Raw genomic sequence first — 20289 nt, 5'->3', positions numbered from 1 at the left:
CTGGCGGGCGGACGACGAACCGGGAGGAGCACGGACGTGGCCGAGAGCACCATGCAGCAGCAGCGACCGCTCGACGGCTGGCACAAGCCGGCGGAGCTCGACCTGAGCAACGCGGACTGGCGGTCCAGCAGCCGAGGGAGGGGAGACGTCCAGATCGCCTTCGTCGAGGGCTTCATCGCCATGCGCAACAGCCGCCGCCCCGAGAGCCCTTCGCTGATCTTCACCCCCGCCGAGTGGGGGGCCTTCGTGTCAGGGGCCAGGGAGGGCGAGTTCGACCTGACCTAGGATCGCCGCCCCGGAGGCCGTCGGCGGGCGCCCCCGCGGGTCACAGGCCGCCGGAGACGTTCCGCACGCGGACCCGGCCGGTCCCGACGTGGTGCGTGGTGTAGCGCGGCGAGCAGGCCGGCGCCGCGTACGCGAGGTGCACGAGCCGGGACTGCTCCTGACGCATGTGCGTGAGCGATTCCAGGATGTACCCGACGAGGAGGACGAGCGCCGCGATCGTCATGACGGCCGCGGCGAGGATCGCCGTGGGGATGCGCGGCACCGTGCCGGTGCGGAGGAAGTCGGCGATGACGGGGATGCCGAGGACGACCGAGACGAGAGCCAGCAGCCCCGCGACCGCGGTGTGGACGAGCGAGGGCCGCTCCCGCCGCGCCAGATCGAGGATGACCCGCAGGATGCGCCAGCCGTCGCGGAAGGTGCGCAGTTTGCTCTCGCTCCCGGCAGGTCTGACCCGGTAGTCCACCTCCACCTCCGCCGTGGGGAGCCGGAGGTGGAGCGCGTGGATGGTCATCTCGGTCTCGGTCTCGAACTGGCGGGCGAGCGCGGGGAAGGACTTCACGAAGCGCCGCGAGAAGACGCGGTAGCCGCTCAGCATGTCGGACACGTCGTTGCCGAACAGGGCCCCCACGACACCCGTGAGCAGCCGGTTGCCGAACGCGTGCCCCGTCCGGTAGGCGGCGCTGACCGTCTCCCGGCGGGCGCCGACCACCTGGTCGTACGGCCCCTCGAAGAGCAGGTCCACCAGATCGCGCGCCCGGGACGCGTCGTAGGTGTCGTCGCCGTCGATGATGAGCAGGGCGTCCGCGTCGACGTCGGCGAAGGCGCGCCGGATGACATTGCCCTTGCCCTTGCGCCGTTCCTCCCGGACGATCGCGCCCGCCTCGCGGGCGACCTCCACGGTCCGGTCGGTCGAGGCGTTGTCGTACACATAGATGTCCGCCTCCGGGAGCGCGGCCCTCAGGTCGCGCACCACCTTCCCGACGGCCGCCTCCTCGTTGTGACACGGCACGACACACGCGATCGTCGGTGGCACGTCCACTCCCTGTCCGCCTTGGTGACATATGAGGTGGAAATCATGCGATATGGGCGCGTCCGGGGAGTGGGGGCGCGCCGGGTCGTTACTCTCGCGGGGTGTCGGTCCTCGCGTCTTTGGCGCTGCGTGCGCGTGACGCCGTCAAGGGTGTCTGGCGCGAGGTCACCAAGTTCGGGGTGGTCGGGGCGCTGGCCTTCGTCGTGGACAACGGCGGCTACAACCTGCTGGTGTTCGGGCTGCCCGGTGGTGCCGAGGGCGGGGTGATGCGGGAGTTTCCCGTCCAGGCGTCCGTCGTCGCCACGGGCGCGGCCGCCCTGCTCAGCTGGGCGGGGAACCGTTACTGGACCTACCGCCACCGGCATCGCGAGAGGCTGACCCAGGAGTTGGTCCTCTTCCTGCTGGCGAACCTCGTCGGCGTCGCCCTGACGGCGGGCACGGTCTACGCCTCGCGGCACCTGCTCGGCCTGGACTCGGTGTTCAGCGACAACGTCGCGCGCGTCTTCGGCTGGGTCCTCGCGACCCTGTTCCGCTTCTTCGCCTACCGGCGCTACGTCTTCGTCGCGCCCTGATCCGTACGGTCCCGGCGCCGCTGTTAGCATCCCGCCCCATGGGACGAAATGTGTGGTTTCAGGGTGAAAAGCTCTGGGGCTGGGGGTTGGCCGCTGCCGCCATGGCGTGCTGTCTGGGCACGACCGTCGTGTTCGCCCCCGGGTACATGAGTCCCGACAGCATCGAGCAGCTCCGGCAGGCGATGGGCAGGACGCCGCTCACCGACTGGCACCCGCCCGTGCTGAGCCTGGTGTGGCGTGCGCTGATCGCCGTCACCGGTAAGGCCGCGTCCATGGCCGTACTCCAGTCCGTCGTGTTCTGGGGCGCGCTGTGGGTGGTGGCCCGGTGCGTCTGGGACCTGACCGCGAGCCGTGCCGGTTCGCTCGCCGTTCTCGGCATCGGACTCACACCTCCCGTGCTGACGTTCGTCGGCGTGGTGTGGAAGGACGTCCACGCGGCCGCCGCGCTGCTCGCCGCGTGCGCGGTGGCGTTCGTGGGCCTGCGGCTGCGGGACCGCGACGTGCCGCCCGCGACGCGCTGGGGTCTGCTCGGGCTGGGCGTGCTCTTCCTCGCCTACGCCATGCTCGTCCGCAAGAACGTGTTCCTCGCGGCGATCCCCCTGTTCGTCCTGCTGGTGCTCGCGCTGTGGCGCGGGCCCGGCCGCCGCACCTGGGCCCTGGGCGTGGCGGCGCTTGTGACCGCCCTCGTGGTGCCCGCCGTCGCGATCTCGCGGATCGCCCATCCCGTGGAGACGCGACAGGGCGCGCAGATCATGCTCGACGACCTCGTCCACGTCCTGACCGTGGAGGAACTGCGGTCGGCGGACGCCCCGCCGGACCTCCGGAAGCGTCTGGTCGCGGCGGCGGAGAAGTGCCGTGACACCGGCGCCCTGTCGGACGCCTACTGGGCGTGTTACGAACGCCGGGCGGACGGGATGGCCAGGGACGCGGACGGGATCACCGCCCTGTGGCTGAGCGAGATGGGCTCCCACGTGCCCGGCTATCTCCAGTACCGGCTGCGGCTCTTCGCGGGCCTGCTCTTCGAGACCGGTTACCCGTACCAGGCAGGGGTCTTCGGCAACGACCTCGGCATCGAACTGGCCCACCCCCGGCTGGAGGACAGCCTCGACGCGTACGTCAGAGGCGTCGGCGGGGATCTCCGACCGCTCTTCCGGGGCTGGTTCTGGCTCGCGGTCGCCCTCGTCCTCACCGTCCGGCCCGGCAGGGGACGGTTCTCCCTGCCCGTCCGGGCGCTGGGCGTCAGCTCCCTGGCCTATGTGCTCGGGTATCTGCCCACCATGCCGGCGACGAACTACCGCTACATCTACTGGCCGGCGCTCGCCTGCCTGCTCGGTCTGCTGCTGCTCTGGCTGGACCGCCGCCCCGCCGCCCCCGCCGCTGCCGGTGCAAAGCGAACCGGCTCCGCCCTGACACCGGCCGACGCCCGTGACGGCGCGGCACGCGGCGGAATCCCAGGAGCAGCGCCGGACCCGGTGAGAACGCCGGGGGACGGCCAGGTCTGACCGCCCCCACGTACGAGGGGTCGGGAGGAAGCGGACGCCGGCCGATCTAATGGATGCCGGCTCACCTATCATTAACGCCATGGAGTACTCGATCAGCGCGGACGCGCGGCTCTCCCTCGACCTCGCTCTCACCGTGCGCCACGACGGCGACGGCGGAGTCGCCGACGACCTGGCCGATCCCGCCGGACTCGCCACCTGGGTCCGCGCCCACGCCGACCTCCTGCCGGGCACCGTCGGCCTGACCGCCGACGAGGCCGCCCTCGCCGCCGTGCGCGACCTCCGGGCCGCCGTCCGCGCCCTGTTCGCCCGTGCCGTCAGCCCCGCCGAGCCCAGCCCGGCCGACGCCACCCGGCTGCCGCCCCTCCCCGAAGCCCTGGAGCACCTCAACCGGGCCGCGGCCCAGGCCCCGACCGTCCCGGTGCTGACCTGGGCCGCGAGCGCCGAACCCGTCCTGCGACAGGAGCCCACGACCGGTGGTGCCCCGCTCACCGCGGCGCTGGCCCGGGCCGCCATCGCCTTCCTCGCGAGCCCCGAACGGCAGCGGCTGCGGGCCTGCCACGCACCCCGCTGCGTGCGCTACTTCCTGAAGGAGCACCCGCGCCAGGAGTGGTGCAAACCGGCCTGCGGCAACCGGGCCCGGGTGGCCCGCCACCACGAGCGCCACAGGGCGTCCGCCGGCCGGTGACAGGCGCCTTCCCCGCCGCCCCGGGAATCGTCTCGCCCACCCGGCACCGACCACCTTCGGACACGTACCATGGCGGCATGTCCTTCCTCCGCCGCCGCAGTGCCACCCCTGCCGGGCCCGAATTCGACGTACTGGCCATGGACCCGGGCGACTGGCCGGGCAATCTCGGCGCGGGCCTGCTGCCCGCACCCGACGGAAGCTGCCAGGGCGTCTTCCTGCGCTACGACCTGTACGGCGGCCGCGGCCCCGCGATGATCATCGGCAACCTTCCGGAGGGGTCCCCGGCCCGCGAGGTCGCCGAGGGGGAGGTCCCCTTCGAGGTGGCCCAGCTGCTGCTGGCGCTGGAGAACGAGGAGGACATCACGGTCGTCGGCACCGAGGACATGCCGGTGATGCAGGGCGACAACCTCCTGATCGTCCGCCGCCTGAAGCTCTCCGAGTCCCGGATCTCCTGCGTCCAGTTCGACCGCAGCGACAACGTCCTGGTGACCATCGCCGCCTGGGACCGCCCCATCACCGACGACCTGTACGCGCTCCTGAAACCGCTCCCCGCGGAGCTGTTCCAGCAGGGCTGACCCCCGACGGGCCCCACCGACCCGCGGACGCGTCGTCCGCGGGTTTTGTCATGCCTCTTGTTGACCAAGTGATCGGACCATTACGGTCCGGGGCATGCCTCCTGAGATCTCGCGTAGAGAGACCCTGAAGACCGCCTTGGCCGGTGCGAGTGCGATCACCCTGGCCGCAGGACCCTTGGGGCAGTCCGCAAGTGCCGATGATTCCTCCGATGTGTCCGAGTCGAGCTCCGAGGGACAACAGCCCTCGCACGAGCCGCGGGAAGCACGCCGGACACCCCTCTCGCTCTGGTACACCGCCCCCGCCGCCGACTGGGAGCGCGAGGCCCTGCCCATCGGCGGTGGCGCCCTCGGCGCCACCGTCTTCGGCACGCTCGCGTCCGAGCGGCTCCAGTTCAACGAGAAGACCCTGTGGACCGGCGGCCCCGGCTCCGCCCAGGGCTACGACCACGGCAACTGGACCGCGCCCCGCCCCGGCGCGATCGCCGCCGTCCAGGACCGCGTCGACGCCGAGACGAAGGTCGCCCCCGCCGCCGTCACCGCACGCCTCGGCCAGCGGCGCGTCGGCTACGGTCACCACCAGACGTTCGGCGACCTACGTCTCGACCTGCCCGGAGGTCCCGACACCGTCCCCGCCGACTACCGGCGCGCACTCGACCTGCGCGAAGCGGTGGCGACCGTGACGTACACGCACCGACAGCGGCGCCACACACGGGAGTTCTTCACCTCCCATCCGGACGGCGTCCTCGTCGGTAGCCTCACCGGAGGCATCACCCTCACCCTGCGTTACACCTCGCCCCGCTCCGACTTCACCGCGACCGCCACCGGTGACCGCATCACCGTGCGCGGGCAACTCGCCGACAACGGGCTGAAGTTCGAAGCGCAAATCCGTGTCGCCCACACGGGCGGCACCCTCACCGCGAACCCGGACGGCACCCTCACCGTCACCGACGCCGACAGCGTCTGGTTCGTCCTCGCGGCGGGCACCGACTACGCCGACACCTACCCGCACTACCGCGGCGACGACCCGCACGCCACCGTCACCAGCACCGTCGACCAGGCGTTCCACAGGGGGTACCGGAAGCTGCGCGCCCGCCATGTCGGCGACCACGGCGCCCTCTTCGACCGCGTGGCGCTCGACATCGGCGGCGAGGCACCGGACACGCCCACGAACGAACAGCTCGCGGCGTACTCCGGCGGCACCACCCCTGCCGACCGCGCCCTCGAAGCGCTGTACTTCCAGTACGGCCGCTACCTCCTCATCGCCTCCTCGCGCGCCGGCTCCCTCCCCGCGAACCTCCAGGGCGTCTGGAACAACAGCACCAACCCGCCCTGGTCGGCGGACTACCACACCAACATCAACATCCAGATGAACTACTGGCCCGCCGAGGCCGCCAACCTCGCCGAGACGACGGACCCCTACGACCGCTTCGTCGAGGCGCTGCGCGCGCCCGGCCGGCGCACCGCACAGGAGATGTTCGGCTCACGCGGCTGGGTCGTCCACAACGAGACCAACCCGTACGGCTTCACCGGGGTGCACGACTGGGCGACCGCCTTCTGGTTCCCCGAGGCCGCCGCCTGGCTCACCCAGCAGCTGTACGAGCACTACCGCTTCGGCGGCTCCACCCGGTACCTGCGCACCACCGCGTACCCGGTGATGAAGGAGGTCGCCGAGTTCTGGCTGGACAACCTGCGCACCGACCCCCGCGACGGCACCCTCGTCGTCACGCCCAGCTACTCGCCGGAGCACGGTGACTTCACGGCGGGCGCGGCCATGTCCCAGCAGATCGTGCACGACCTGTTCACCAACACCCTGGAAGCCGCCCGCGTCCTCGACGACAGCCCCGCCTTCCGCGAGCAACTAGCGGACACCCTGCGGCGGTTGGACCCCGGGCTCCGTATCGGCTCGTGGGGTCAGCTCCAGGAGTGGAAGGCCGACCTCGACGACCCGGACGACGAACACCGCCACGTCTCGCATCTGTTCGCGCTGCACCCCGGTCGCCAGATCGAACCCGGAAGCACGTGGGCCGAGGCGGCGAAGGTGTCCCTCACGGCGCGCGGCGACGGCGGCACCGGCTGGTCCAAGGCATGGAAGATCAACTTCTGGGCACGGCTCCGCGACGGTGACCACGCCCATCGGATGCTCGGCGAACAGCTGAAGTCCTCGACCTTGCCGAACCTCTGGGACACCCACCCCCCGTTCCAGATCGACGGCAACTTCGGTGCCACCTCCGGGGTCGTCGAGATGCTCCTGCAGAGCCAGCACGACGTCATCGAGATCCTCCCGGCCCTCCCCGCCGCCTGGCCCGAGGGCTCCGTCCGGGGGCTGCGCGCCCGCGGCGGCGCCACCGTCGACATCGCCTGGTCCTCGGGCACCGCCACCCGTGTCGCCCTCACCGCCGGGCACACCCGTGACCTCACCGTCCGCAGCACCCTGCTGCCGGGAGGGGAACTGACCTTTCGGGCGGTCGCCGGCCGACGCCACGTCTGGTCCAGGTAGCCGAACGGCGGGGGCGGGTTGTTCGACGGCTTCGGGGGGCGTGGGGGGTGTTCGCGCAGTTCCCCGCGCCCCCGAAGCCCGGGACGCCCCTCAGACCCCCGGCAGCACCCGCACGTCCGCGGCCCGCACGAACGCCACCCGGTGCCCGTACTGGATCTCGTAGTAGACATCCTCGCCGGTCACCACCGTGTGCCCGGACGGGTCGAAGGAGACGGCATAGTAGTACTCGCCCTTCAGCCGGTCACCGACCACATAGCGCTGCCCCTGGAGGACCTTGTACGGCAGCGGCGACACCGCCTGGGCCGGGACGTCCGCAGGGTAGGCCTCCTTCTCCGGGTACGCCCTGCCGTACACGGGGACCTCCGCGAGATCCTTCCGGGGCGTCACGACCAGCCCGGCCGCGCCGACCGCCGTGGGCTGCTCCGCGGGGTTGTGGAACCACGCCTCCTGCCCGAGGTACCAGATCGCCGTCCACGCGCCGCGCCGCTCGGCGACGGCGTACTGCTGGCCGGTGGAGACCCGTGAACCGACGTCGTTCACGTCGGTCGTGGAAGGGCTCCCGTCCGGCCGCAGACCGATGTCCTTGATGAGGGGGGAGGCCGAGTCGGGCTCGCTGTACAGGCGTACCGCGCTGGAGCCGTGCACGGCGCAACTCTGCCCGCCGCTCACACACCCGGTGAACTCGGGCCGGTTGTCCGCGTAGTCGGGCAGGATGGTGACGAGGCCGGCGTGCCGGCCGGCCGTCGGGCCGAAGGGCCTGCCGAGCAGCTCGAAGTAGTGCCGCCAGTCCCAGTACGGTCCGGGGTCGGTGTGCATGCCCCGGACCGTCGCCGTCGTCGGGCCCGGCACGGTGTCGTGGCCGAGGATGTGCCGGCGGTCCAGCGGCACCCGGTACTTGCCGGCCAGGTACTTCACCAGCCGTGCCGACGTCCGGTACATCGCCTCCGTGTACCAGGCGTCCGGCGAGGCGAGGAAGCCCTCGTGCTCCAGACCGATCGACCCCGCGTTGACGTACCAGTTCCCGGCGTGCCAGGCCACGTCCTTGTTCTTCACGTGCTGGGCGATGTACCCGTCCGTGGAGCGCAGCGAGTAGTGCCAGGACACGTACGTCGGGTCCTGGACCAACTGCAACGTGGTGTCCCAGGTGGCCTCGGTGTCATGGACGACGATGTACCGGATGCGCTGGGACGCCGGCCGGTCGGCCACGTCGTGGTTGCCGTAGTCCTCGTCGCCGAACTCCTCGTACGGCGCCGGGATCCACTCGCACGACACCGTCCTCGGGCATTCGGTGCCGTCCGCCGCGGCGGCGCGCAGCCCGGCCCGCGACAACTGTCCGGTGTCGGGGGCCAGCCGCGGCTCCGCGGCGAGCGTCACCCGCTGACCGGCGTCGGTGACCCGGTGGGCGCCGTCCCGGATCACGGCGAAGACCTCGTTCGCGTACGCAGCCGCCGTGGCCCGGTCGTCGGCTCCGGAGAACCGTGCCACCGCCCCGTACCAGTCGGCGGGGTCGGTGCTCGGCTCGCGGCCCAGTTCCCGTTGCGCCGCCGCGAGCAGTGCCGCGCCGCCGGCGACATTGGCCTCGGCGTCCGTGCGCAGTGTCTCGGCGGGCAGCCCCGTCAGCTCGGCCGCCCTGGGCAGGGTCCGCAGCCGGGGCGGGAGTTGCGTGTTCTCGGGCAGGTCCGCCGCGGGGCGCAGCGGCGGACGGGAGTCGTCGCCGCGCGGGTCCTCCGTGCCCTCGCTGTGGTGCGGGGCCTCGGCCAGCGCGGTCCGCGCGTCCGTGAGGTGCATGGGCCCGTAGCCGCCGGTGACGCTGGGGGCACCGCCGTGCGCGTCCCAGCGGGACTGGAGATAGGACACGCCCAGCAGGACACTGCGGGGGACCTCGTACTCTGCGGCCGCGGCCGCGAAGGCGCCCTGCAGCCGAGCCGACGAGGACGACTGGGTCTCGGGCGGGGCCGCGCCCAGCAGCGGCAGCACCAGCACCGCCGGGGCGGCGGCGACCGCCGTACCGCGGAGGCGTCTGCGACGGACGGTGGGCCTGCGGTCGGTGGGGGATCCTCGCAAGGCGGCCTCCTGGAACGGTGGGGCGTTGGCGGGGCGTGCGGTGCGGAGCGTGCACCAGTGCTATCGGTCGGCCGACGATCCGTCAATCATGCCCGGCCGACGCCCCGGTCACCCGATCGTGGGCTCCGGCAGCTGCCGGGCGCCACCGCTGTCGCCCCGCCCGCATCGAGCCGGGGCGCGACGTACCCCGCGGGCGGTTCCGCCGCGGGTCCCCGGACACGGCGAAGGCCCGCGGTGCGCCGGTGTGCGGAGCGCGCCGCGGGCCTTCGTCTCCCCTCAGCGAGTGCCGACCGCCGCCCGTACGGCCTTGCGGGCCAGCTGGCAGTCGTCGTGCAGCCGCCTGAGCAGCAGCCGCTGTTCCTCGCCGGACGGCGCAGCAGCCGGGTGGGCCGGGCCCGGTGCCGCCGGGGTCGTGTCGTGCATCGAACGCTGCACGGCCGTTTCGTAGGTTCGGATCTCGCGGGTCAGGACGAGCATCAGGTTCACCAGGAACGCGTCCCGCGAGGCAGGGCCCGCGGACTGCGCCAGCTGACTGATCTGACGCCGCGCCACGGGAGCGTCCCCGAGCACCGCCCACAGTGTCGCCAGGTCGTAGCCCGGCAGGTACCACCCGGCGTGCTCCCAGTCCACCAGCACCGGACCGGCCGGTGAGAGCAGGATGTTCGACAGCAGGGCGTCGCCGTGGCAGAACTGGCCCATGCCCTGACGGCCCGACGCGTGCGCGATGCCGTGCAGCAGCTTCTGCAGATCGCCCATGTCCCGGTCGGTGAGCAGACCCAGCTCGTGGAACCGGGAGATCCGCTCCGCGTAGTCCAGCGGAGCGTCGAACGTGCCCGCCGGTGGCCGCCACGCGTTCAGCCGGCAGATGGCGCCCAGCGCCGCCCGGATGTCGGCGCGCGGCGGCGCCTCCACCGGATGCCGCTGCAACGCGGCCACCCGGCCAGGCATCCGCTCCACGACCAGGGTGCAGTTGTCCGGGTCCGCCGCGATCAGTCTCGGCACCCGCACCGGGGGGCGGTGCCGGACGAACGAGCGGTATGCCGCTATTTCGTGCCGGATCCGCTCCTCCCAGATCGACGAGTGGTCCAGTAAACACTTGGCGACGGCCGTGCTGCGCCCTGTCGTACCGACGAGCAGCACCGAGCGGCCGCTGCGGCGCAGCACCTGGACCGGAGAGAACTCCGGGCAGATGCGATGCACCGAGGCGATCGCCGTGCGCAGCTGCGCGCCCTGGGGGCCGGACAAGTCGATTCTCCCGCTGAGCGGTTGGGGGACGAGCCCCGGAATCCGCCGGGCCCGGCCGGCACCGAGTCCGGGGGCCGCGGAACGGGAGGGGTCGAGGTAGGGGCCGCCGCCGCCCGGCTGGCGGGGCGCGAGCGGCCGGGGCGGAGCGGACACGGAGGACGATGCTGCGTACATGGGCGGTACAGATCCCTTCGTGTGCCTGCGTTGTCACGCGCCACCCCGCCCCGGCCGACCGGGGACACCCTGGGGAGTGCCTGTCGGGCGACCGGGCCGGGGTGGCGCTTTCCTACCTGACACCGGACGGCCCGTGGCACACCATCTAGCGCACCCTGGCGAAGCCTGGCGAATAGTCCCCCAGCAACTGACAGCGGGCTACATTCAACTCAGCCGAGAACCTGGGGGCTTGACGTGAGCGGACAACCCAACACCCGTCTCTCAGACCTGTTCGGCCTGGCCGGCTGGTCGAAGGGCGAACTCGCGAGGCTGGTCAACCGGCAGGCGGCGGCCATGGGCCACCCGCAGCTGGCGACCGACACCTCACGGGTGCGGCGGTGGATCGACATGGGAGAGATCCCGCGCGATCCCGTGCCACGGGTGCTGGCGGCACTGTTCACCGAGCGTCTCGGCCGTGTCGTGACCATCGAGGACCTCGGTCTGGTCCGGCACGGGCGTACGGGGAAACGGCAGGGCGGCGGGAATGCGGAGCATCCCGACGGTGTGCCGTGGGCGCCCGAACGGACCGCCGCGGTCCTCACCGAATTCACGGGAATGGACCTCATGCTCAACCGACGCGGCTTGGTGGGTGCGGGCGTCGCGCTCACCGCGGGATCAGCACTCAGCAGCGCCATGCACGACTGGCTGCACACCGACCCGACGCTCAAGGCCGACGCTCCCGATCTCGACGACCCCCTGCACGCCGACCCCGCTGGGTTCGACCGCTATGAGGCCGCCCCCATCGGATCACAGGAGATCGAGGAACTGGAGCGCTCCGTCGAGGTGTTCCGGGCCTGGGACGCGGCCCGTGGCGGCGGGCTGCAACGCAAGGCTGTCGTGGGACAGCTCAACGAGGTGGGCGGCATGCTCACCTACCGCCACCCCGAACATCTCCAGCGCCGCCTGTGGGGCGTCGCCGCCAACCTCGCCGTCCTCGCGGGCTGGATGTCCCACGACGTCGGCCTCGAACCCACCGCCCAGAAGTACTTCATCATCGCCGCCCACGCCGCCAGGGAGGGCGGCGACCGGCCCCGCGCCGGCGAGGCGCTCTCGCGGGCGGCCCGGCAGCTGGTGCACCTCGGAAAGCCCGACGAGGCACTCGACCTCATGAAGCTCGCCCAGTCCGGCTCCGGCGAGCGGCTACTGCCCCGCACCAAGGCCATGTTCCACACCATCGAGGCGTGGGCGCAGGCGTCCATGGGCAAGGGCCAGGCCATGCGCCGCACCCTGGGGCTGGCGGAGGACCTCTTCGTCTCCGACAAGGGCGACACGGCGCCGCCGAGCTGGATGCAGACCTTCAAGGACGAGGATCTGTACGGCATGCAGGCACTCGCCTACCGCACCCTCGCCGAGTTCGAGCCCGGCGCGGCCGTGCACGCCCAGCACTACGCGGAGAAGGCCCTGGCCCTGCGCAACGACGGACGGGAGCGGTCGAAGATCTTCGACCATCTCTCCATGGCGTCCGCCTGCTTCATCGCGGACGACCCCGAGCAGGCGAACCGGTACGCCCGGCTGGCCCTGATGTCGATGGGGTCCAACTCGTCGGGACGCACCTGGGACCGGCTGCGGCAGATGTACCGGCTCACCGGGCAGTACTCCAGCTATCCGAAGATCCAGGACCTTCGGGAGGAGATCAAGCTCGCCCTGCCGAAGCCGCAGTCGAAGAACAAGGGCGACATCGCGTCGGCGTGACCGCCGGCCGGTGGTGCCGGTGCGCGGCCGATCCCGGCGTCAGGCGAGGACCGTGGCGACGAGCACGCAGGCGTCGTCCTCGCGCTCACCCTCGCCGAACTCCTCCACCACCGCCCGCACGCCGTCACGGGAGGTCTCCGCCTCGGCGAACCGCGGGGCCAGGTCCAGTAGCCGCTGGACGGCGGCCGTGTCACCCCGGGGCACCAGCCCATCGGTGTGCAGCAGCAGGACATCACCCGGTCGGAGCGTCACCTCGTCCTGCCCGTAGACGGCGCCCGAGGTCGCTCCCAGCAGGACGCCGTCCGGTGTCGGCAGCACGCGCCCCGTCCCGTCGCGGAACAGCAGCGGGGCGGGGTGCCCCGCCTGCGCCCACACCAGGGTGCGGGTCGCGGGCCGGTAGCGGCAGCACACGGCGCTGCCGAGAGCCGGTTGCCCGGTGGCGTCGAGTAACTGGTTGAGGCAGGCCATCAGCTGCCCCGGCTCGGTGCCGGCCATGGCCAGCCCGCGGACCGCGCCGATCAGGGTCGCCATGCCCGAGGTGACGGTCACGCCGTGGCCGGTGAGGTCACCGACACTCAGCAGGCTCTCGCCGCCGGGAAGTTCGAGTGCGTCGTACCAGTCGCCGCCGATGAGCTCGGTCGTCGAGCAGGGGAGGTAGCGGGCCGCCACGTCCAGGGTCTGGGGGCCCCGCTGCGGGAGCCGCAGGGCGCCCCGCCACGGCGGCAGCACCGCCTCCTGGAGCTCGACCGCGATCCGGTGCTCGGCCCGCGCGATGTGCCGGCGGCGTTCGAGCGAGTCACGGGTCTCGCTCACCGCCCGCTGGCTGCGCCGCAGTTCGCTGACGTCCCGCAGCACCGCCCACATGGAGGCGGTGTTTCCGTCGTCGTCGAGGACGGGCTCGCCCATCATGTGCACGGTGCGCACCATGTCGTCGGGGAGGGGGATGCGGAACTCGCCGTCGATGCGCCTGGCGTCGATCAGGCAGTCCGTCACCATCGCCGTCAGCTGTGGCCGGTCCTCCTCCAGCACCAGCGACGGCAGTTCGTCGAGCGTGAGTGCCGGGGCGGCCGGATCGCGCCCGAGGATCGCGTACAACTCCCCGGACCAGCTCGCCTCGTCCGTGAGCAGGTTCCACTCGGCGCTGCCGACCCGGCTGAGCAGCGAGACGCCAGGGCGGGCGGCGACCGGTCCGGCGGGAGCGCCGGACTCGTCCGCGTCCCCCGCGGGGGCGTCGAGGCCGTCCCGCAGCTGCGCCAGGTGGTCGTCCACGTCGCTGAGTTGATGGAGCGTCAGTTCGCACAGGGCGCGCTGCCACCTGCCCTCGGTGTCCGCCCCGTCGGCTGAGGTGCCCCGCCGTACGGCGTCCACGTCGCCGCGCAGCCGACGCGTCTGCGAGATGAGCGCGTCGACCGTGCCGCGTCGCGGCGGCTGGGCGGCGGGTCGATCCGCAGAGAGAGGGGACGGCATCACGTACTCCGAGGGGGGATGGTACGACCAACGCTGACGGATGGGCCGGTTACGACTGTCGCACAGCGCGCGACGCGCTGTAAGGGATTTGGCAAGACACGATCCGGTGGTGCTTCCGGCATATGCCTCTGTCCTTGCGGGCCGGATCCGTCGCGGTGCCCGGCTCCGCGCTCCGAGGCGACAAGTCGTAGGCGGCGTACGTGACTTGATGGATTGTCGGGTCCGCTTCGGGCCGTTCTCAAGGTCGTGTTCGAGGGTCATTAGTGCGAGCCGCTTTGATCGTGTGTCGCGCGGTCGGTACATCCGAGGAGAACCGGCGAGCGCCGGGGTGATGCGGGACTCGGGTTTGGGGGAAACGGGTGACTTGGGTCACAGCGGTGAATCCAGGAAGGCGTGGCGCGCGAATGCCCTTCGCGAGGCCGATGAGGCATGTCGGCGCAGGGCCGACCCGGATCCGAAACGGAGAGCGCGCATGACCGTCACACTGGAACAGCCCGCACGAGTCCTCCTCGTCACGGCCGAGGACCGCGAGCTGCCGGTGCCCACCACGCTGCGCTACACCTCCGACGACCCGTTGGCCGTGCATCTCGACTTCCCCGCGGACATCTCGCTGAGCGGCTCCACGGTGACCTGGACCTTCGCCCGTGAGCTGCTCGACGAGGGACTGCGGGGGCCCGCCGGGACCGGGGACGTGCACATCTGGCCCTGCGGGCGCGGCCGCACGGTCGTGGAGCTGCACTCGCCGCACGGCATGGCCCTGCTCCGGTTCGACACCGCCGCTCTGCGGCGTTTCCTGGTGCGCTCCTTCGCCGTCGTCGGCTCCGGCAGCGAGCAGGTCGGACGGGCCGTCGACCGGGGCCTGACGGCCCTGTTCGACGGTGTCTGACCGGCGCGCGCGGCGTGCCCAGGGGCGGGACCGGGACCGCCTGCGCGGTGGCGGACGTCGGCGGGCCCGGTGGCGACGGACGGCGGGACCGCGGGTTCAGTAGCGCAGGACGCCCGCGATGCCCTGTGCGTCGCCGAGGGTGCCGTCGGGGACGAACCGAACCTCGGCCCCGGTGTCGAGGCAGCGTTCGACGATCTCGTCCACGATGTCGTCCAGGGCGTCCAGCTCGCCGCTCTCCGCCGGTACGAGGTGGACCCCGCCGTCGTCGGCGCGTACGGTCGCCCGGTAGTTCTCCTCGACGGCCAGGAGCTGGACGCGGCCCTGCTCCGCGTTCTGCCGGACCTCGTCGACGCCCGCCGCGAACGTCCTGCTCCCCCGTGCCGCCTCCAGCCGGCGGGCCACGGTGTCGACGTTCCGGCGGTTCTCGGCCTCGATCATCGGGCCGATCGCCTGCCACACCGCCTCCGGGGTGCCGTGCGCCAGACCGCCGTGCGGGAGGGGGGTGGCGTCCTTGGTGACGGTGCCGATCTCGTCCAGGAGGGACAGCGCCGCGGTCTCGCCCGTCACGTACAGGGGTCGCGGATGGGTACGCAGTACCCGGCTCATCGCCGTGTCGGCGTCCCGCAGGAAGTGCCGGGTGTCCTCGTCCCGGAAGGCGCTCGGCATGTCGCCGATCCGCTGCTGCCGCTCCGCGTCGAAGTTGTCGCGGTCCCGGGTGAGCGGGAACCCCTCGACGCGCGCGGACGTGACCCGGTCGTCGCCGCCGCTCCACAGGGCGACCCGGTCGGAGGAGACCGACAGCACCCAGAAGGGACGTTCGGCGGCCTGCGCGGCCACCAGGTTCCGGGTCAGGAAGGTGTCCGCGAGCACCACGCGCTCCGGTACCGTCCGGGCCAGTGACCACACCTGGTGCTCGCCCGGCGCCGCGAAGATCACCAGACCTTCCTCGGCGTGCGTCAGGTCCACCTCGGCCAGTGCGCGGTCCAGCTGATCGGCGACGTCACTGCGTCGCTCACGGGTGACCGCGGGGTCGTGCTCCAGTCGCTTCTTCGCCTCGGCGAGCACGTTGCGCAGCCGGACCGGATCCTGTGCGTTCTCCGGCTCCCGCCGGTGTGTCGGCGTCAGTACCGACACGGCGGGGTAGGGCCGCGGACGGCGCAGCTCGGTGAGGGTCGCGGGGCTGAGGACAGGCTCCATGACTTCACGATAGGACTGATTCGCGTATCGGGCATTTGGGGTATTCGGCTCGCCTGTCCCCGTGGGTCGGAGGCCGGACCGCTCGCCGGTGGGGGAGGTGTGGGCCGGCGGAGAGGGCACGGGGCGGGCCCGCCGCCGCGCACCGGTGAGGGTGCGCGCCCGACGGGCCCGACTCGGTCGTCCAGCGGCGGCGGACGCCCGCCGCAGGCGTCAGCCGACCTGCTTCTTCAGCGACTTGTCCGCGGCCGCCTGGGACGCCTTCCACCAGGTCGTCACCGGCTCCCAGACCTTCACCTTCTTGCTCGCACCCAACTGCTTCAGCGTGAACGAACGGCCGTTGAGGTTCGGGTTGGCCGACACGCCGATCGAGTCGACGCGGCGCGCCTCGGGGTCCTTGAGGTCGGCGATCGTCCGGACCGTGGCGTACGCCGTCTTCCCGGCGCCGAGCTTGTACGGGCCGCTCTCGCCCGACGGCACCGGCTGCGCCGATCCGTCCAGGTCGCCGAACGTGACCACCGGGAGCCGGTCGATCGTGCACGCGAGGGTGCCGGTGTTCTTGACGGTGATGTGCACGATCCTCGTGTCCTTCGCCTGCTTGGCGCCGATCTTGAGGACCTTCGCCTTGCAGACGGGGACCTTGGCGGCCGGCTGGGCGGCCAGACCCTGCGGCGCGGCCGCGAGGAGCAGTGCGGCGCCGGCGGTCGCGACGGTCGAGACGGTGAGGACGGAACGGATACGCATCGGTGTATTCCCCCGGGTTCGGTCACATACGGGCGCGGGTCGCGTGAAATGCGACGCACACCCAGTGTGACGCGCGAGGCGCGGGCGGGGTTGTGGCCGACCCGCCCGTGTTACACGCCTGATGCTCAGTCGTCGGCTCCGCAGGAACTTCCGTCGTCGGGCAGCGAGCCGTACAGCAGGAACTCGTCGACCGTGTCGCGCACGCACCTCGACGACGCGTACCCGGTGTGCCCCGTGCCCTTGTTGTCGAGGACGACCGCCGAGGAGCCGAGGCGCTTCGCCGTCTCCACGGTCCAGCGGTACGGCGTCGCCGGGTCGCCCCGGGTGCCCACCAGCAGCATCTTCGGGGTGTCCACGTCCCGCACCTCCTCGCGGATGAAGTCGGTGCCCTTCGGGCGGCCGTAGCACATCAGCACCTGCGTGAGCCGGTACGTGCCGAACACCGGGGAGGCGTCCTCGTACGCGTCACGCAGGTCCGCGATCTCCTGCGTGATCCGGTCGGCGGTCGGCCGGTCGGGGTCATCGGCGCAGTTGATCGCCATCAGCGCGGCGGGGACGTTGTCCAGCGGCACGTCCTCCTCGTCGACGAGTCCGCCGCCCGGACTCGGTGTGGGAGACCGCGGCGGTCTGCTCATGCCGCCGCCCGCGAGTGCCACGACACCCCGTGTGTCGCCGTCGTGGACGAGCATGGTGAGGGCCTGCGTCAGCGCGGGCCACATCTGCTCGCTGTAGAGGGCCTGGCTGAGGGCGCCCACCAGGTCCTGCCCGGAGAACTCCTGCCCGAAGTCCGTCGGGACGGGATACGCGTCCAGCGACTCGACGAGGTCGACGACCTGTTCGCGGGCCGACCGCGCGTCCTGCCCGAACGGACAGGTCAGTTGCTCGGTGCACGCGTCGAGGTAGTCCTCCAGCGCGGTCTGCTGGCCCTGCGCGCCGACCAGGCCCTGTTCCGCCAGCGGCTCGGTGAGGGTGTCGACGCCGTCGAGCACCATGCGGCCCACCCGCTTCGGGAACTGCGCCGCGTACACCGCGCCGAGCCTGGTCCCGTAGGAGAAGCCCAAGTAGTTGAGCTTCTTGTCGCCGAGGGCGGCGCGCATCACGTCCAGGTCGCGGGCGGCGTCGACCGTGCCGATGTGCGGCAGTACCGGACCGGAGTGCCTGGCGCAGGCCGCCGCGGCCTTCCTCAGCTGCCGGAGGGCGACCCGGGGGTCGTTCGCGTCGCCGCCGTCGTCCGTCGCCTCCAGCGCTTCGTCGGTGCCCTCGCCGCAGCTCACGGGGGAGGAGCGGCCGACGCCGCGCGGATCGAACGAGACGACGTCGTACCCCTTGGTGAGGGCCATGAACTCCGCTCCGCCGTAGGCCAGTTCGGGGACGCCCGGGCCGCCGGGACCACCGAAGTTCAGCAGCAGGCTGCCGCGTGAGTCGCCCGTCGCCCGGTAGCGGGCCATCGCCAGGTCGAGCGTCCCCTTCCCGGGCCGCGCGTAGTCGAGTGGCACGGTGACCTTGCCGCAGCGCAGATCGTCGGGCATCCCCACGCCCGTGCACCGGCGCCACTTGATCTTCTGTTCGTAGAAGCGGGACAGACCGGGCTGCTCGTCGCCCTGCTCGTCGGCGCCCGCCGCCGCGGCCGGCAACCCGGCGCCCAGCAGCGCCAGCACCAGGACCGCGGCTCCGCTGAACGGACGCCGTCTGCGCGTGGACCGCATGCGTGCCTCCAGGGGCACCCGGCCAGGGGCGACCGGGAACGACCCCCGGATCACGATAGGCGGGCCCCCGCGGCCACGCCTCCCGGCGGGCGACCCGCCCGGACCTGCCGTATCGTGCGCCACGAGTCCGACCCGTAACGGTCGGACACCTCTCACCCGTCCGAGTGGATCCGGACGCCGTGAAGCCCCGGCGGCCGACCGGTCCCGTCCGTATTCCGCGTCGCGCCGGCCACCGGACGCGGCCAGGATGCTGCGGGCGTGCGGCAGACCCCCGCACGCGCGGCCTCATCGAACGGAGCGCACAGATGACCACTTCGGGTGCTCAGGACCTCGTCGTCAGCCGGGCCACGCTCGACGACTGGGCGGTGGTCGCCGCATGGGCGGGGGAGGAGGGCTGGAACCCGGGGCTCTCGGACGCCCCGTGCTTCTTCGCCCAGGACCCCGACGGCTTCTTCATCGGCAGGATCGGCCCGGAGCCGGTCTCCTCCGTCTCCGTCGTCAACTACGGTGCCGACTACGCCTTCCTCGGCTTCTACCTCGTCCGCCCCGACCTGCGCGGCCGCGGCTACGGCCTCACCACCTGGAAGACCGCCCTCGCCCATGCCGGGGACCGCACCGTCGGACTCGACGGGGTGGTCGCGCAGCAGCACAACTACCGGCAGTCCGGTTTCGAGTTCGCCTACCGCACCTTCCGCTACACGGGAACGGCCCCCCGCGCGGAGGTCCCCGCCGGCGTCCGGCCCGTCGAGGCCCCGCGGACCGTCGCCGCCTACGACAGCGCCTGCTGCGCCGCCGACCGCCCCCGCTTCCTGGAACGGTGGCTGACCACCGAGGGGCACCGGGCCCTGGCCCGGGTCGTCGACGGACGGCTCACCGGCTACGGCGTCATCCGTCCCGGCCGGGACGCGCTGCGCGTCGGACCCCTCTTCGCCGACACCCCCGCGGACGCCCGCGCACTCCTCGCGGGCCTGGCCGCCGAGGCCGCCGGCCGGGTGCTCGCCGTCGACGTTCCCGAGGAGAACACCGCGGCGGTCGCCCTGGCCGAGGAGTACGGGCTGACGCCGTCCTTCGAGACGGCCCGCATGTACACGGGTCCGGTCCGGCCGTACGCCCGCGACCGCGTCTTCGGCGTCACGACTCTGGAGCTGGGCTAGTGCCGCGGCAGGCAACGTTTGCCCGTCGAGGAGCGGCGTCCGGTGCGTGCTCTCGGCGTGCCGGGCGTCGCGACGGGGCAAGCGCTGCCCGTCGCGGCACTAGACCCAAGATCTTCATCGGACTTCCAGCGGCGGCGGGACGGGAGTGCCGCGCCACGTCCTCAGGCATCGCGGCAGGTTCCCCGGTCGGCGGCGACGGACCCGGACCGCCTGCCCCGTCCCGGCCGTCTCAGTCGTCGGCGCCGCCCGCGGCTTCCGTGTGGAACCTGCGGTGCAGGGCGCGTACCTCCTCCACCAGCTCCGGTACCGGGCCCTCGACGACCACACCCGGCGCGACGTCCCGTACGGGAAGGGTCCGCACGGGCGGCGGGGGCACCCCCCACGCGCCCAGCCAGTCGGCGAGTTGCTCACAGGAGGCGATGTACACGATGCGACCGAGGCCCACCCAGGCATGGGCGGCCGCGCACATCGGGCAGTGCTCCCCGGAGGTGTAGACGGTCGCCGCGGCCCGCTCCTGCGGGGTGAGTCGGGCGGCGGACCAGCGGGCCAGTTCGAACTCCGGGTGACGGGTGCGATCGCCGCCGGCCACCCGGTTGTGGTCCTCCGCCAGCACCGTCCCGTCGGCGCCGACGAGCACCGAGCCGAACGGCTCGTCACCGGCCTCCAGTGCCTCGGTCGCGAGCTCCACACACCGCCGCAGGTACGCCAGTTCGGATGGGTTCGTCATGGTCGAGCGCGCACTCCTCGGGATCGTCGGGATGCCGTCCGCGGGTGCACC

Annotated in this window: 17 protein-coding genes; 9 read left to right on the top strand and 8 right to left on the bottom strand. The window is 72.3% G+C overall.

Annotated elements, in window-relative coordinates:
* Positions 1-36: 36 nt before the first annotated feature.
* Positions 37-285 carry a DUF397 domain-containing protein gene (locus GSY65_RS01380; protein ID WP_159765505.1) on the top strand — a complete coding sequence of 83 codons (249 nt, stop codon included), beginning with the start codon at positions 37-39 and terminating at the stop codon, positions 283-285.
* 40 nt (positions 286-325) lie between these two features.
* On the opposite strand, the gene GSY65_RS01375 is transcribed toward GSY65_RS01380, so the two are convergent.
* Entirely contained in the window at positions 326-1324 is a 999-nt protein-coding gene (locus tag GSY65_RS01375; RefSeq protein ID WP_159765503.1) for a glycosyltransferase family 2 protein, read from the bottom strand.
* 92 nt (positions 1325-1416) lie between these two features.
* Between GSY65_RS01375 and GSY65_RS01370 the strand changes: the two genes are divergently transcribed.
* From GSY65_RS01370 to GSY65_RS01350, 5 genes are all read left to right on the top strand, one after another.
* Positions 1417-1887, top strand: a complete 471-nt coding sequence (locus GSY65_RS01370; protein ID WP_159765501.1) for a GtrA family protein — start codon at positions 1417-1419, stop codon at positions 1885-1887.
* A 38-nt stretch (positions 1888-1925) separates the two neighbouring features.
* Positions 1926-3389 carry a hypothetical protein gene (locus tag GSY65_RS01365; RefSeq protein WP_236579650.1) on the top strand — a complete coding sequence of 488 codons (1464 nt, stop codon included), beginning with the start codon at positions 1926-1928 and terminating at the stop codon, positions 3387-3389.
* 79 nt (positions 3390-3468) lie between these two features.
* Positions 3469-4074: a CGNR zinc finger domain-containing protein gene (locus tag GSY65_RS01360; protein ID WP_159765499.1), complete on the top strand. Its 606-nt coding sequence runs from the start codon at positions 3469-3471 to the stop codon at positions 4072-4074.
* Between the two features lie 77 nt (positions 4075-4151).
* A complete protein-coding gene (locus GSY65_RS01355) occupies positions 4152-4649 on the top strand; it encodes a hypothetical protein (RefSeq protein WP_159765497.1) in 498 nt (165 codons plus the stop codon).
* A gap of 94 nt (positions 4650-4743) precedes the next feature.
* Entirely contained in the window at positions 4744-7146 is a 2403-nt protein-coding gene (locus GSY65_RS01350; protein WP_236579649.1) for a glycoside hydrolase family 95 protein, read from the top strand.
* Between the two features lie 90 nt (positions 7147-7236).
* On the opposite strand, the gene GSY65_RS01345 is transcribed toward GSY65_RS01350, so the two are convergent.
* Both GSY65_RS01345 and GSY65_RS01340 read right to left on the bottom strand, forming a co-directional pair.
* Entirely contained in the window at positions 7237-9210 is a 1974-nt protein-coding gene (locus GSY65_RS01345) for an N-acetylmuramoyl-L-alanine amidase (RefSeq protein WP_159765495.1), read from the bottom strand.
* A 276-nt stretch (positions 9211-9486) separates the two neighbouring features.
* Positions 9487-10629: an aminoglycoside phosphotransferase family protein gene (locus GSY65_RS01340; RefSeq protein ID WP_159765493.1), complete on the bottom strand. Its 1143-nt coding sequence runs from the start codon at positions 10627-10629 to the stop codon at positions 9487-9489.
* Positions 10630-10863: 234 nt separating this feature from the next.
* Between GSY65_RS01340 and GSY65_RS01335 the strand changes: the two genes are divergently transcribed.
* Positions 10864-12360 (top strand): DNA-binding protein NsdB, encoded by a 1497-nt coding sequence (locus GSY65_RS01335; protein ID WP_159765491.1) that lies wholly within the window; start codon positions 10864-10866, stop codon positions 12358-12360.
* 39 nt (positions 12361-12399) lie between these two features.
* Here GSY65_RS01335 and GSY65_RS01330 read toward each other — a convergent pair whose 3' ends face one another.
* Positions 12400-13827: a PP2C family protein-serine/threonine phosphatase gene (locus tag GSY65_RS01330; RefSeq protein WP_159765489.1), complete on the bottom strand. Its 1428-nt coding sequence runs from the start codon at positions 13825-13827 to the stop codon at positions 12400-12402.
* A gap of 472 nt (positions 13828-14299) precedes the next feature.
* On the opposite strand from GSY65_RS01330, the gene GSY65_RS01325 reads away from it, so the two are divergent.
* On the top strand, positions 14300-14713 hold the full coding sequence (locus GSY65_RS01325) for an SsgA family sporulation/cell division regulator (RefSeq protein ID WP_159765487.1): 414 nt from the start codon (positions 14300-14302) through the stop codon (positions 14711-14713).
* 96 nt (positions 14714-14809) lie between these two features.
* Here the strand turns inward: GSY65_RS01325 and GSY65_RS01320 are convergent, their stop codons facing one another.
* The 3 genes from GSY65_RS01320 to GSY65_RS01310 form a co-directional block, all read right to left on the bottom strand.
* Positions 14810-15910: a baeRF3 domain-containing protein gene (locus tag GSY65_RS01320; RefSeq protein ID WP_159765485.1), complete on the bottom strand. Its 1101-nt coding sequence runs from the start codon at positions 15908-15910 to the stop codon at positions 14810-14812.
* A gap of 210 nt (positions 15911-16120) precedes the next feature.
* Positions 16121-16651 carry a DUF4232 domain-containing protein gene (locus GSY65_RS01315; RefSeq protein ID WP_159765483.1) on the bottom strand — a complete coding sequence of 177 codons (531 nt, stop codon included), beginning with the start codon at positions 16649-16651 and terminating at the stop codon, positions 16121-16123.
* 125 nt (positions 16652-16776) lie between these two features.
* Complete coding sequence (locus tag GSY65_RS01310) at positions 16777-18357, bottom strand: alpha/beta hydrolase (protein ID WP_159765481.1); 1581 nt, start codon at positions 18355-18357, stop codon at positions 16777-16779.
* A 305-nt stretch (positions 18358-18662) separates the two neighbouring features.
* Here GSY65_RS01310 and GSY65_RS01305 point away from each other — a divergent pair, with 305 nt between their 5' ends.
* Positions 18663-19511 (top strand): GNAT family N-acetyltransferase, encoded by an 849-nt coding sequence (locus GSY65_RS01305; RefSeq protein WP_159765479.1) that lies wholly within the window; start codon positions 18663-18665, stop codon positions 19509-19511.
* A gap of 229 nt (positions 19512-19740) precedes the next feature.
* Here the strand turns inward: GSY65_RS01305 and GSY65_RS01300 are convergent, their stop codons facing one another.
* Positions 19741-20238 (bottom strand): nucleoside deaminase, encoded by a 498-nt coding sequence (locus tag GSY65_RS01300; protein WP_159765477.1) that lies wholly within the window; start codon positions 20236-20238, stop codon positions 19741-19743.
* Between the last annotated feature and the right edge of the window lie 51 nt (positions 20239-20289).

The organism is Streptomyces sp. HM190, assembly GCF_009857135.1.
Classification (GTDB): Bacteria; Actinomycetota; Actinomycetes; order Streptomycetales; family Streptomycetaceae; genus Streptomyces; species Streptomyces heilongjiangensis.
Note: the sequence above shows the minus strand (reverse complement) of the source record. Positions and strands in the feature narration are given on the sequence as shown.

Bases quoted from the DNA above. Each gene is read 5' to 3' on its own strand.
- GSY65_RS01300 (WP_159765477.1), bottom strand. From the start codon at position 20,238: ATGACGAACCCATCCGAACTGGCGTACCTGCGGCGGTGTGTGGAGCTC.
- GSY65_RS01360 (WP_159765499.1), top strand. From the start codon at position 3,469: ATGGAGTACTCGATCAGCGCGGACGCGCGGCTCTCCCTCGACCTCGCT.
- GSY65_RS01350 (WP_236579649.1), top strand. From the start codon at position 4,744: ATGCCTCCTGAGATCTCGCGTAGAGAGACCCTGAAGACCGCCTTGGCC.
- GSY65_RS01320 (WP_159765485.1), bottom strand. From the start codon at position 15,910: ATGGAGCCTGTCCTCAGCCCCGCGACCCTCACCGAGCTGCGCCGTCCG.
- GSY65_RS01315 (WP_159765483.1), bottom strand. From the start codon at position 16,651: ATGCGTATCCGTTCCGTCCTCACCGTCTCGACCGTCGCGACCGCCGGC.
- GSY65_RS01310 (WP_159765481.1), bottom strand. From the start codon at position 18,357: ATGCGGTCCACGCGCAGACGGCGTCCGTTCAGCGGAGCCGCGGTCCTG.
- GSY65_RS01355 (WP_159765497.1), top strand. From the start codon at position 4,152: ATGTCCTTCCTCCGCCGCCGCAGTGCCACCCCTGCCGGGCCCGAATTC.
- GSY65_RS01325 (WP_159765487.1), top strand. From the start codon at position 14,300: ATGACCGTCACACTGGAACAGCCCGCACGAGTCCTCCTCGTCACGGCC.
- GSY65_RS01340 (WP_159765493.1), bottom strand. From the start codon at position 10,629: ATGTACGCAGCATCGTCCTCCGTGTCCGCTCCGCCCCGGCCGCTCGCG.
- GSY65_RS01305 (WP_159765479.1), top strand. From the start codon at position 18,663: ATGACCACTTCGGGTGCTCAGGACCTCGTCGTCAGCCGGGCCACGCTC.
- GSY65_RS01365 (WP_236579650.1), top strand. From the start codon at position 1,926: ATGGGACGAAATGTGTGGTTTCAGGGTGAAAAGCTCTGGGGCTGGGGG.
- GSY65_RS01330 (WP_159765489.1), bottom strand. From the start codon at position 13,827: ATGCCGTCCCCTCTCTCTGCGGATCGACCCGCCGCCCAGCCGCCGCGA.